Annotated in this window: 1 protein-coding gene; it reads left to right on the top strand. The window is 35.4% G+C overall.

All coding sequences use genetic code 11. The features are described from left to right. Positions 1-229 (top strand): hypothetical protein (locus ACFINO_RS11110; protein ID WP_375655904.1); only part of this gene is annotated, 229 nt, incomplete at its 5' end. Positions 230-605 lie beyond the last annotated feature (376 nt).

Raw genomic sequence — 605 nt, 5'->3', positions numbered from 1 at the left:
ATTTACACCTGTAAACAAGCCAAAGAAAACAACAATGGCACGAAAAATTCTCAAAAGAGAACTTTGGCGTAAAAATACACAAAACAATACAGATTGCCCCCGCTTTGCACTATTCATGAAGCATGATTTAAAAGAACTTCATGGAACCGCTAATAAACCCACTCAAAACAGCCACTGCTCTATGACGCTTTTAACAAAAGCACATGCCTCTGTTACCAAAGAAAAGTGACACCCAAAAACTGCTTTATTTTAATTGCTGAAGATTTCTCCCCCACATTTATATAAAGAAGCCTCTAAACAAAACTGTTTAGCCCGTCAATGGTTAATACATCAATATCCCCATAAATATAAAGGATAAATTTGCTTAACCATATCCCCTTGCATTCATAGAGTGAACCTTCAAAGGACGCCTAATCTCTGAGTTTCGAATGGTTTTGAAGGTTTGAGAAACCTTCAAAACCTATCTATAAAACCTATCAAAGCATATAGTTCATTTGTCTTGATTAACACGTGAAACGAACAGCAAAATTCACTATTTTGCTGATTTTACCTCATGTCATAGGCTGTGGATAAGTAGCCTTTAATAAAATTTCTTTTTAAGCAGG

It is taken from the genome of Bartonella sp. AA83SXKL, assembly GCF_042196965.1.
Taxonomy (GTDB): domain Bacteria; phylum Pseudomonadota; class Alphaproteobacteria; order Rhizobiales; family Rhizobiaceae; genus Bartonella.
The sequence above is the reverse complement of the archived record's forward strand: the minus strand, read 5'-3'. Positions and strand labels throughout refer to the sequence as shown.